This window comes from Acetoanaerobium sticklandii, from assembly GCF_000196455.1.
In the GTDB taxonomy this organism is placed as follows: domain Bacteria; phylum Bacillota; class Clostridia; order Peptostreptococcales; family Filifactoraceae; genus Acetoanaerobium; species Acetoanaerobium sticklandii.
Genome location: NC_014614.1, coordinates 1,799,725 through 1,811,334 on the forward strand (window position 1 = coordinate 1,799,725; position 11,610 = coordinate 1,811,334).

At 30.6% G+C, this 11,610-nt stretch carries 12 protein-coding genes; 1 reads left to right on the forward strand and 11 read right to left on the reverse strand.

Features of this window, described 5'->3' with window-relative positions; genetic code table 11:
• Positions 1 to 53 precede the first annotated feature (53 nt).
• On the reverse strand, positions 54 to 341 hold the full coding sequence (locus tag CLOST_RS08450) for an energy-coupling factor ABC transporter substrate-binding protein (RefSeq protein WP_013361880.1): 288 nt from the start codon (positions 339 to 341) through the stop codon (positions 54 to 56).
• Positions 325 to 1,050, reverse strand: a complete 726-nt coding sequence (locus tag CLOST_RS08455; protein ID WP_013361881.1) for an energy-coupling factor ABC transporter permease — start codon at positions 1,048 to 1,050, stop codon at positions 325 to 327. Before CLOST_RS08455 ends, CLOST_RS08450 begins: the two co-directional genes overlap by 17 nt.
• 148 nt (positions 1,051 to 1,198) lie before the next feature.
• Here CLOST_RS08455 and CLOST_RS08460 point away from each other — a divergent pair, with 148 nt between their 5' ends.
• Positions 1,199 to 2,146 carry a metal ABC transporter substrate-binding protein gene (locus CLOST_RS08460; RefSeq protein WP_013361882.1) on the forward strand — a complete coding sequence of 316 codons (948 nt, stop codon included), beginning with the start codon at positions 1,199 to 1,201 and terminating at the stop codon, positions 2,144 to 2,146.
• Positions 2,147 to 2,340: 194 nt separating this feature from the next.
• Here the strand turns inward: CLOST_RS08460 and CLOST_RS08465 are convergent, their stop codons facing one another.
• The 9 genes from CLOST_RS08465 to rny form a co-directional block, all read right to left on the reverse strand.
• Entirely contained in the window at positions 2,341 to 2,880 is a 540-nt protein-coding gene (locus CLOST_RS08465; protein WP_013361883.1) for a DUF2179 domain-containing protein, read from the reverse strand.
• Positions 2,881 to 2,905: 25 nt separating this feature from the next.
• Complete coding sequence (locus CLOST_RS08470) at positions 2,906 to 4,477, reverse strand: lipase family protein (protein WP_013361884.1); 1,572 nt, start codon at positions 4,475 to 4,477, stop codon at positions 2,906 to 2,908.
• Between the two features lie 18 nt (positions 4,478 to 4,495).
• Positions 4,496 to 4,771: a hypothetical protein gene (locus CLOST_RS08475; protein ID WP_041487163.1), complete on the reverse strand. Its 276-nt coding sequence runs from the start codon at positions 4,769 to 4,771 to the stop codon at positions 4,496 to 4,498.
• Positions 4,772 to 4,877: 106 nt separating this feature from the next.
• Positions 4,878 to 5,618 carry a hypothetical protein gene (locus tag CLOST_RS08480; protein WP_013361886.1) on the reverse strand — a complete coding sequence of 247 codons (741 nt, stop codon included), beginning with the start codon at positions 5,616 to 5,618 and terminating at the stop codon, positions 4,878 to 4,880.
• A gap of 241 nt (positions 5,619 to 5,859) precedes the next feature.
• Positions 5,860 to 6,243: a hypothetical protein gene (locus CLOST_RS08485; protein ID WP_013361887.1), complete on the reverse strand. Its 384-nt coding sequence runs from the start codon at positions 6,241 to 6,243 to the stop codon at positions 5,860 to 5,862.
• A gap of 14 nt (positions 6,244 to 6,257) precedes the next feature.
• Positions 6,258 to 7,148, reverse strand: a complete 891-nt coding sequence (locus CLOST_RS08490) for a thermonuclease family protein (RefSeq protein ID WP_013361888.1) — start codon at positions 7,146 to 7,148, stop codon at positions 6,258 to 6,260.
• Between the two features lie 30 nt (positions 7,149 to 7,178).
• A complete protein-coding gene (locus tag CLOST_RS14095) occupies positions 7,179 to 7,862 on the reverse strand; it encodes a hypothetical protein (protein ID WP_013361889.1) in 684 nt (227 codons plus the stop codon).
• Between the two features lie 203 nt (positions 7,863 to 8,065).
• On the reverse strand, positions 8,066 to 9,847 hold the full coding sequence (locus CLOST_RS08500) for a DEAD/DEAH box helicase (RefSeq protein ID WP_013361890.1): 1,782 nt from the start codon (positions 9,845 to 9,847) through the stop codon (positions 8,066 to 8,068).
• 78 nt (positions 9,848 to 9,925) lie between these two features.
• Positions 9,926 to 11,467: a ribonuclease Y gene (rny, locus tag CLOST_RS08505; RefSeq protein ID WP_041487447.1), complete on the reverse strand. Its 1,542-nt coding sequence runs from the start codon at positions 11,465 to 11,467 to the stop codon at positions 9,926 to 9,928.
• Positions 11,468 to 11,610: the final 143 nt, after the last annotated feature.

Consider the following 11,610-nt stretch of genomic DNA (forward strand, 5'->3'; position numbering starts at 1 on the left):
ACCAAAAATAAATAGTTATGCCTAATTTTTTTAAATTAATATATGTTATAAATCTATGACTTGTCAGATTTTCGTCTACCTCTCATATATCCAAAGAAATATCCAATGAATCCTGCTCCAATCCCTGCCTGCAAAGAAAATAGCAAGCTTTCTATTTCTCCACTCGCTGGTTCAATCGGCGAGCTAAACCAAGGCTCGTATTCAGGATTGATTTCAGTTATTGCTTCTTCTGCCATTCCATCTGCTCCCTCAAATGGAGCATCCTTTAAAAATATAAGAGGAAGTGTAAACATGATAATAACTAGTATAAAAAGAAGAAATTGATTAATGTGTTTTTTCAAGATTAAAACCTCCTTCTTTTTGATATTCAACTAGTAGGTTATAGACGATAAGAGTTAATATCCCTTCTCCTATAGCCAGTGGAATCTGAGTTATTGCAAATATACCCATAAATTTTGTGAATGAGCCTACAATTCCGTTAACTGCATCAGGATGAGCCAATGCAAGCTGTAGTGAAGTTACTATATAGGTAATCAAATCTGCTAACATGGCTGCCAAAAATACTGCAAGGCTTCTATTTTTGTCTTTTATAGCTTTGAAAATAAAATAACCTGCAAAAGGTCCAACTATAGCCATCGAAAAAACATTTGCTCCTAAGGTAGTTATTCCCCCATGAGCCAATAGTAATGCTTGAAATATTAATACAATAAGTCCTATTACTGCCATAGGAAGAGGTCCGAATATTATCGTTCCAAGACCTACTCCAGTAGGGTGAGATGTACTTCCTGTAACTGATGGAAGCTTTAAAGCTGAAAGTACAAATACAAACGCTCCTACAAGTCCAAGAAGAAGCTTCATATTTGGAGATTCATCTGTTATTTTTTTTATTTTAGAGAATCCTCCTACTATAAAAGGTAAGCTTATTACTGACCATATAGCCGCCCAAAGTGGAGGAAGAAACCCTTCCATAATATGCATTGCACTCGCATAAATAGGTGTAAGAAGAATTAAATATGCAACTGAGAAACTTATAATTTTAATCTTTTTCATTTTGTTCTCCTTTCAATTTTTTGATTAGCAAATACCTTATTATGGTATAATATTAAATGTAGGTATTTAATGCAAATCATTTGCATTAATATTATAGCATTATAATTTAAAAATATAAAGTTCTTTTTTAAGAATACAGGAGGAAATCATGACAAAAAAAACTGGTTTAATTTCATTGCTTCTCATTATGATGGTTGTATTATCTGCATGCAGTAGTTCTGTATCAAGCTCAGATACGAATTCTACTGATGATACCGAGGATTCAAAGTTAACTGTATATGCTTCATTTTACCCAATTTATGATTTCACAAATAAAATTGCAGAAGATTTTATAGATTTAAAGCTTATTGTACCTGCTGGAGCAGAGCCTCATAGTTTTGAGCTAAGCGCTAAAACTTTGGCTGAGTTAGAAAATGCTGATTTGATACTTCTAAATGGTCTGGATTTTGAACCATGGGCTGATTCTTTGCCAGAATCTCTAAGCTCCAAGATAATCAGTCTTGGGGAAGAGGTAAATCCACTTCCATATGTAGAGCACTCACATGGTGAAGAAGAAGATGAGGATTCCCACTCAGAATATGACCCACACATTTGGCTTGACCCTCTTAGAGCTTCGCAAATGAGTGAAATAATTTATGAAAATTTATCAAAGCTAGATTCTACAAATAAAGCTGTTTATGAAACTAATTTAAAAAATCTAAAGGATGAGTTTATAACTCTCGATTCAGAGTATAAGCAACTAGAAGCTATTCAAAATAAAAAGGAAATCGTGGTATCTCACAACGCTTTTTCTTATCTAGGCGAGCGTTATGGATTAGAATTTCACAGTTTGTCTGGAATATCGCCTGAAAACGAGCCTAGCTTAAAAGTTCTGTCTGAAATAACTGATTTAGTAAATAAGGAAGGTATAAGAGTTTTATTTTTCGAAGAGCTAGCAAATGATAAAATCATAAATACTATTGCCGATGAAACTGGTGTAGAATCAGACATTCTATATACCATAGAGGGCATGACTGACGATGAAATAAATGCTGGAGAAGATTATTTCTCAAAAATGAGATTAAATTTAAGTAAGCTAAAGCTTGCTGTCGAGTAATGGATTAGCAATCATAATAGCTAAAACCTCATATATCTAAACAATTCAAAATATAAAGAAATTCATAAAGGACTGCAAAATAATCATTTAATCCAGCATATCGAGGTTAATTTTAAGCTACAATATGCTGCATTAAATGATTAGTTCGCAGTCCTTTTCTATTGTGAATAAAACAATGTCAATTATTTTAAAACCTAAACTCTGTTGTTTGGATTCACAGCCCTCGGATGCATAACGCCTCCAGAATACGAGGTTATATCATTTACGGAAACAAAAACATTAATATCTTTTTCTTTTATATAGTCATAAACTTCTTTTACTCGTTTTCTCTTGAGAGTTATAAGAACCATAAGTCTTTCACCTTCTCGACCTTCTCCTTTAAAAACTGTCACACCAAAACCCTTTTCTCTTAGCTCATCTACTATATATCTATACTCTTCTCTTATTATTAATCTCATTTGTGCATCTCCAAAAGCAAGTCTATGTTCTAGCTTTGCGCCAATGAGATTCCCAAGTGAAAAACCAGTAGCATAAGCCAGTAAATACCACCACTTATCAAGCTGACTTACTACGTCCCCCAAAACCTTCATATATACTATTACCTCAAAAAAACCAATTAATGCTGCTATATTGGATTTTCCTTTAGTAAGTAGAATTGTCCTTGTAGTTGCAAGTGAAACATCACAGATCCTTAATACAATAATTAGTATCATGTTAAGAATAACAGTTGCCATAATAAACCTCCTAGTTTCTAAATAATTATTGCTCGACTTTCTCGTAGTGTCGTTTACTTAAGCTTGGATTTCTAAGTCCTACACTTTTTATCGAGCTCATATTTCCATACTCATCAATTGCAAAAAACGTTAATATATTCCCCTTAATATCTACATACCCACTTGTATTTATTTTATTGGTTCTTTTCATAGAAGGTGCGCTTGTATCAAATGAGTAATATATCTCTGATTTTTCTAATGTATAGATAAATACCTTATTATTTTTATATTTATAAAAAACTTCTGGTTTTCCTAAATCGCCTCTTTTGTGCTTTAAAGCTTCCTTATTCAATACTGATATATACCAAGACATAGTATGATGGGATAACTTTCTGCTATTAACTTCCTCCATGAAAAAATAAAGCTTATCTCTTGTAGTCATACTAGTGTCATCCGTATCATCTGAAGGTATTTTTTGTCCGTTTTTATATTCCTCGGAATAGCCTATTTGTTTAAATTCAGGGCTTTCAGTTTTAAATAGCTTTTTTAAAAGCTTTGACTTTCTCAAGGCTTCATTTTCAGATACCGCTCCTGCAAATATATCCTTAGTATATGATTTAAGCTTTGCACCTCTAGATGAATATGGAACTATGTCATATCTTTCAACTATTCTATGCAAGTTAAGTAGCTTGTCAGCATTTGCTGAGGATGAATAAATTTTTGAAAAGGCTTTGTCCGAGAAAGGCGGCGCTCCAAAGCTATAAATTTGAATTTGATCTCTTGGAAAACTATTTTTTTCTTTATCAATAAGCATAGCAGCATAAATAGAAGCTATCGCTCCTCCACTGCTATGCCCTGACAAAACAATTAAGTCTCCTGTTTGATTTGCATTATCGATTATTTCTTTCAGAGATTTATTATCAAAATAAATTTTAGACTCCATTTTCTCAAACTCCAATGCACAAGCATAGTAGCCTCTATGAACCTTTCCTTTTCCATTAAAATCTATTTTTTTTGATAAAGTACTAATTAACCAATCTTCATGTAGCTTTCTTATATTATTAAGTCCTTCTGTCCCTCTAAATGTAATAGAAATCACTCTTCTTTTCTTTCCCTTTGCATGAATCCACTTGTAGCCAACTATAGCCTGAGTTGATGCCTTTGCAAGAGTCTGAATCCTAGGGTCAGTTATATCAATCTCTCCACTGCTCCCTCTTTTTATAAATCTCCATAGGCCACCATAGCTTTTTAGAAATGTATCCATATAGATTCTTGCATTATCGTAATTATGTACTAGCTTGATATCTTGGAAATTATTTTTTTTAAGTATCTCACCAAAATATTTATTCGATGAATCAACCAAGCCAGCTTCTCTTAATTCAACAGGGTTTCTATAGCTTTGTGATGCTAAGTATGCAGAGAATTGAGCTAAGGGATAACTCAGCTTGGGATTGTATCCCTCAAACTGATTATTAATCCTAGTGTAATCCTCATAATTTACTATAAATTCTCTGTCACCAATCGTAATATATGGTCTATCACTAGCAACTGCTATATCTATAAACAAAAAATTGTGGATGAGTATCAAGGAAATAACTATACTTATTTTTCTTTTCAAAGCTTTCCATCTCCATAGCTATATATCACTATTTGTTTTATCTATATAAATTTCTTTTTTATATATAAAATTATTATCAATTAATTCTACCACAAACTTATAGTTATCGCCTGTTTTTTCTAAATAACAGTTTTTTACTCCAGAGGCTATTTCATATCCTCCTATAGAGCCTAATGAATTGTTTTCTGACAAGAGATTTTTTCTAATAAAAATTTTGTTCTTATCCTTTATAAAGTTAACTGCATTTATATTATATGCACCACCCGTGCTTTTTTTCGTTTTATAATAGAGCACCAATATATCAGATTGGGTAAAGACTTCAGCTTTGTATTTCTACTTTTATAATACGTTTATTAATTGTCATAAATCATTTATTAAATATTCTTTCTAAGAAAATATTTTAGGTAATCAAAAATTTGTTTACATCCGAAATTTTTACAGAGTAATCAGTTTCACTTATTATTCTTTCGATTTCTTCAACGACTTCACTCTTACTATCAATATTTTTGATAGATATTTTATCAATTCCATTTAAACTATCTGTCATTAAACCAGATTTCAATATAAAAATAGTGTCTACAAAATCTTTATTTTTATAAATATCTACTATGTATTTTGCTTCTGGTAATATAATCTTATTATTATACATATAATTAAAGCAATTAACATTACTAGTTATCTTTTTTAATTCTTTTGATATTTTGGAAAATCTTTTATTAAAAGGTATATAATATTTCCCTTTAGAAGTCTCTATTTCAAAAACAACATCTTCAAATCTAAATTCTTCCTCATGTTCAATATATCCATACTTATTTTTTTCAATATATTCTGTTGAAAATGGATTAACAATTAAAGGTTTTTTATATTTTATTATACCTAGCTTCCACTTTTTATCTACAATCATACTTACACTCTTAACTACTATTGGAGATAATGACCTATTCTCAATTATTAAATTATATGAATTTCCATCTTTATCACATGTAGTACCATAACTTAAGACTTTTATTTTTTTTGAAATAAAAGTAAGTCTGAAAGTGTATAACGTTATTAATAATATGGAAATATCTGATGCAAAAGTAATCCAATTTCTAATTATTTCAGAGTTCTCAATAAAAGTTATTAATATCTTTTTTAACATTATAGTTCTCCCTTAACAAATCTCCTGTATTTTTTATTAAAAAATACAGGCTTTGTAGCATTTTGATATTTTTTATTTGCATTTTCCCTTAATTATTAAACTATTCTATAAATATTTTTCCACAATTTACGTTATGATTAAATTATAATCTCTTCATATCAACTTTATAATACATGACACTATATGCTCACCAATATAAAAAAATAAAAGCCAAAAGGCTTTTATAAAATATATATTGACATTAATTCGCTAAAAAATATAACTCATCTTTTAATTCTTCATAAGATATTGCTCTTAGTTCTTCAGCTTCTAATAACTCTATTATAGTCGATTTTATATAATTGTTCTCGTCTTCCAGTCTCATTATTTGATTTTCTAACTCATATTTTTCTTCTTCTAGTTCATGTACCTCTTCTTCAAGACTCTCTAAATTAATACTTATTTCTTCATCTATCATTGATATATTTTCATCATAAGTTAAAGTTGTATCTGCTTCTAAATTACTACTGTATGAATTCAAAGCTACTGAACTATACGAATTTGGTAATCTTATAAAAGTTGAATATATTATGAAACCTGTAATAAATAGTAATATTAAAATAAACACAATCAATTTCTTTCCCATTAATATAATCCTCCTTATGGATTACATCTTTTACATGGAATAAAGCCCCCATTGATAGCTTCTTCTCTTGAGCTTAATGAAACTTTATTTGATTCGTTCATTTGATTTACACTGCTGCAAGTAGGATAATGAAACTTTTTAGTATTTCTATTTCCTATAAATGTCATTTCATTATTAACAGTTGAAGCTTGAGGCTTTGGTTCTGAAAAAACTGGAGCAGTAGTGGCAACTTGCTGACTCCATAAACCTACAGAATTTTCTCTAGCTTGTTTTTCTAAAGCTAGAAAATCATTCGTGTACTTAACATTAGGAGGGTATGTTGAAACTTGGGCTAACCCTTCGCTAAGTAATGTTTTATTGAACATTACATTATCAATCCACACATAAGCTAAAAGTCGTCCATATCGGTCTCTTTCTTCAACATCTAGCTCAAGAGCAATTTGTTTACCTTCAAGCTTACTTTTAGTAAATTCTGAAGCCATTTTTCCTTCAGGTACATTTTTAGATTGGTCAGGATGAACTGATTCAGGTGTATCAATTCCAATTAATCTTATCTTCTCTGTATTACCATCAATTAGAACTTCTATAGTATCTCCATCAATAGTTCGTGTTACAGTATAAAGCTTAGCACCTGTTTTTTCAGTTTTAGATGCTTCTTGATTTGAAGTTTGTTCGGCTACTATTTCGTTACTATTTTTATTTTCTTCCGTTGCATTTAAAGGTATCTGATGCTCTTCGCTTTTGACAGGAGCAATTGGAATAAGCATAACTACAATAAATGAAGATATAAAAAGAGCTAATGCTTTTTTAAAATAAGATTTATCTCTGTTTTTTATGAGTTTGAAAAAGTTAACCATAGAATAAACAAATAAAGCTATAGCAATAATGCTTAACAAAGATTCCATGTCTAAACCTCCAAATCTAATAACTAACCTTTAATTATACAGTGAGAACCCTTCATATTCACTCCAAGAAGATTTTAACCCTAAATTATTAAGAACATCAGTAGTTAAAGGTAAGTAATTTACTCCAGCAAAATTTATAATTGGATATTGACTACTGTCAACAGTTGTGCCATTTACTATCATAGCTTTGCCCACTTTTGAAATTGATTTACTTTGACCTTTAACTGAGTATCCGCTATTAAACGCAGAAACGAATGCTCCTTTATTTACTGCTTGAGAAGTTCTATTAACAATTATCCCGTTTGGATTATTCCAATCATATGATATATCAAGATAAGTTAGGAGATCAGATGTAAGTGGAATATAAGTTATATTATTGTAATTTAAAACAGGATATTCAGAACTTGTATTATTTATTTCTGTTCCATTTATTTTCACTGAAAAATTAGGAATCATTGCTTTTGGAGTGGCAATAACAGTTTTTTGTGGCGTTGTAGTTTGGTAACTTGAAGAGCCACCTGAATATGGGCAAGAACCATTATTATGTAAATGAGGAGGATTCCCTCCACAATGATAATGATAATATCCTAAGCCACTTTTATTCTTATTATCTTTATGTCCACCACTTGAATCAGTTTTACCCCCATGAGCTAAACTAGGTACAGTTGATAATAAAATAATGGATAAGACTATCAAACAGATTCTTTTTTTCACAATAATTCCCCCTTATTTATTTTTTAAATTTTAAGCAATTCGATTATTTTATTTGCTAAACTATCTATTAAATTTTATTTTAATACATTTCTAAATATAAACTATATTAAATAACATTCTAAATCATTATTTTTTAAGCAAAATACTACTTTTATTTAATTCTAGGCGATATTTTATAAATATTCAATTAAAAAGAATAGAATTTATGGTTTTTTTAACAATGATAATATAGTGCTGTCTGAGTCCTCCATTAAAGTGAAAATATAGAGTTCCTCTGTTACCCTAGTTATGGCAGTATATACCATATTTATATTTTTTATAAATGACAAAGCATCCGTATATGAATACTCATTAGCTAAGCTGTGAGCGTAAAGCATTTCCAATTCGCAAAGAATTACAACCTTATATTCTAAATTATTTATAGAAAATATGTTTGATATTGTTATACCTGATTTATAGGTCAGGTTAGTAAAGTCCTCATTTGCTATCATAAAAGCAATTCCAGCCTCTTCTAAAGCCATCTTTAAAAGATACTGAAAGTATATAACAGATTTATTTTTTGTCCTTCTTTTGTTAAATGGATAGATAATACAGATATCGCTGTATTTTATGCGCTTATCTGTGAGCTTTGATATAAGCTCAGTTATATGCTTAAGCTTATCCTCTACTGTATCACATTTAATTATATTAGCTGTTTGTCCTTTATGCCTTAGGGATGTGCTCTTGATATAGTAGTCTTCAGGCAAAATCAAATTCTTTTCATCTATATATTTAGTTACATTATCTATAAAGTTGTTCGTAAAATCCGAGAGATTTTTCGTGCATCTATAATTTTTATTAAATTCTGCTATTTCTGCATACTCCAAGTTCTCCCAGCCACCAGTAAAGTTATTCATAAATCCTCTTATATCCTTTGCTTTATCAGAGGAAATCATAAAAAAATGCTTAGTTCTATAAAGTAAATTTTTAAGAAAATGGATATAATCTTCCTTGAAATTTTCAGCCTCATCAATAATAATTCCTTTATAGATATGCTGGCTTTTATAAATTTGGCTTGTTTTTGTAAATATGGTTTCAAATTGTTCATCAAAAGATTTTGGATTATTTTTGTCTACCTTCAGACCATAGTTTTTAGATAAATTTAGAATGTAGCTATGGAAATTTATTATTTCAACATTGTTTAGCTTTAATCCCATCATATCTAAGGTCGATCTAATGTCTTGCATCAGCTGTTTATTGAAAGTCAAAAACAGAAATCTATCTTTATCATATATCCTAGATAATTTAATCAGCCTTGCTATAAGTGTAGTTGTTTTACCTGAACCGGCAGGCCCTATAAAAAGAGCATTTCCATATCTAATTGAATTCACTCTAGTGATTTGCTTATCAGTCAAGAAAGTTGCTTGATATTCATGGTCCTTATAATTAAAAATAATCTTTTTAAATTCTTTATTTAAAATTCTTTTATCATCCTCTTTTTTTATCACATGGTATTCTCTCGCAATACTATACCTAAGTAAATTCGATTGAATATCATCATTCTTCTTAGAATAATATTTTTTCAGCTCAATACTATCTTCTTTTAGCAAAGAAAATATATTTGAATCTACTATATGCGCTTTTGCAAAATCGTCTTTATAAGAGGATAAGTCTACATATGGCATTATATATATATAATTCACATATAAATTTTTGTATAACCCATTTATTTTGCTTATGAAGTAATCGTGCTCTTCCTTCATAATCTCAATGAGCTCTTCTTCAAGTATTGAAAATGTCTCTTCTTGTGTGTCCATAAATTTTATAAATAAAACATGTCCATTTTCTTCATAATATAAGTCTGCATAGAAGTTCTCAAATGGCGTTATTTTTGTTATGCCAATCCCTGAAAGCTTATTTTTAAGATGTTTATAGAACTCTCTCTCACTGTCTTTTACTCTTAATGCTTCAACGTCGGATATTATATTACTCGAATAAAGTTTCATATATCTCCTCCTGATTGCTCGCTTTCTATTATCTTACACTAAAAAAGGGACTCTTGCGAGTCCCTATTGAAATCATATTTATTTAGCGTAATCAACTGCTCTTGTTTCACGAATTATACTTACTTTTATTTGCCCTGGATATTCCATTTCGCTTTCAATTTTCTTGGTTACATCCCTTGCTAATAGTGGTAGGAAATCATCAGTAACGTTGTCTGGCTTAACGATGATTCTAACTTCTCTTCCTGCTTGAATCGCATAAGATTTTTCTACACCTTCATAAGAATTCGCAATTTCTTCAAGTTTTTCAAGTCTCTTGATATAAGCTTCTAAAGTTTCTCTTCTTGCTCCTGGTCTAGCTGCTGATATTGCATCTGCTGCAGTCACTAGAACTGCCTCTACTGATTGAGGTTCATAATCCCCATGATGTGTAGACATAGCGTGGATTACTTCTTTAGGCTCCTTATATCTTCTTAATAGATCCATTCCTATTTCTACGTGTGTTCCTTCCATCTCATGGTCTACTGCTTTTCCTATATCATGAAGTAAACCAGCTCTTTTAGCTAGCTTTACATCTGACCCAATTTCAGCTGCCATGATTCCACATAGATGAGCAATCTCAATAGAATGTTTCAATACGTTTTGTCCATAGCTTGTTCTGTACTTTAATCTACCAAGTAGCTTAACAAGTTCAGGATGAAGTCCATATACTCCAGTTTCGAAAACGGCTTTCTCGCCCTCTTCCTTGATTATGTTGTCCACTTCTTTTTTAGCTTTTTCTACCATCTCTTCAATCCTAGCAGGATGAATTCTTCCATCTGCTATAAGCTTTTCAAGGGCTATTCTTGCTACCTCTCTTCTTATAGGATCAAATGCTGATAATACTACAGCTTCAGGAGTATCATCAATAATTAAATCAACTCCAGTAAGTGTTTCAAGGGTTCTTATATTTCTTCCTTCTCTTCCTATGATTCTACCTTTCATTTCATCATTTGGTAGGCTCACAACACTTACAGTTGTTTCAGCTACGTGATCTGCAGAACACTTTTGAATAGCATAAGCTACTATTTCTCTAGCTTTTTTGTCTGCTTCATCCTTAGCTTCGTGCTCTAGCTCTTTAATTTTTAGAGCTAAATCATGTCTTACTTCTCTTTCAGCATTAGCTAAAATTTGGCTTTTAGCTTCTTCAGTTGTCAAATTAGAAATTCCCTCTAATTTTTCTAGCTGCTGAGTTTTGATTTCTTCAATTTGGTTTTCTTTTTCAGTAATAGTTTTCAGTTTCTCTGATAATTTTGTTTCCTTATCTTCCTGTTGAGCTATTTTTTTATCTAAATGCTCTTCCTTTTGGATAAGTCTTTTTTCAAATTTTTGAAGCTCAGATCGTCTTTCTTTATAATCACGATCAAATTCATTTCTCATTTTGTGAACTTCTTCTTTTGCCTCAATTAATTTTTCTTTTTTTACAGTTTCAGAGTCTTTTTCAGCTTTTTCAACAATTTCTTTAGCTACTATTTCGGCTTGGTTAATCTTGCCTTCTGCAATTTTCTTTCTGGCCATATATCCTATAAATGCTGCTATGATTGCAGTTACAAGTGCAATTAGTATTGCGTTTGTTATAGTTATAATTATAGCCACCTCCTTTTTTATATTTTTTAAGGTGTATATCACCTCTAATTTTAATATTTATATGGCTTTGTGTCAAGAATGCACTATTTTGCAGGATATGCAAAAAAGCTCCATCTGGAGCTTTTTTTGATTAGTTGAGT

Coding starts and splice junctions, on each gene's coding strand:
- CLOST_RS08455 (WP_013361881.1), bottom strand. CDS start 1,050: ATGAAAAAGATTAAAATTATAAGTTTCTCAGTTGCATATTTAATTCTT.
- CLOST_RS08460 (WP_013361882.1), top strand. CDS start 1,199: ATGACAAAAAAAACTGGTTTAATTTCATTGCTTCTCATTATGATGGTT.
- CLOST_RS08465 (WP_013361883.1), bottom strand. CDS start 2,880: ATGGCAACTGTTATTCTTAACATGATACTAATTATTGTATTAAGGATC.
- CLOST_RS08480 (WP_013361886.1), bottom strand. CDS start 5,618: ATGTTAAAAAAGATATTAATAACTTTTATTGAGAACTCTGAAATAATT.
- CLOST_RS08485 (WP_013361887.1), bottom strand. CDS start 6,243: ATGGGAAAGAAATTGATTGTGTTTATTTTAATATTACTATTTATTACA.
- CLOST_RS08490 (WP_013361888.1), bottom strand. CDS start 7,148: ATGGAATCTTTGTTAAGCATTATTGCTATAGCTTTATTTGTTTATTCT.
- CLOST_RS08500 (WP_013361890.1), bottom strand. CDS start 9,847: ATGAAACTTTATTCGAGTAATATAATATCCGACGTTGAAGCATTAAGA.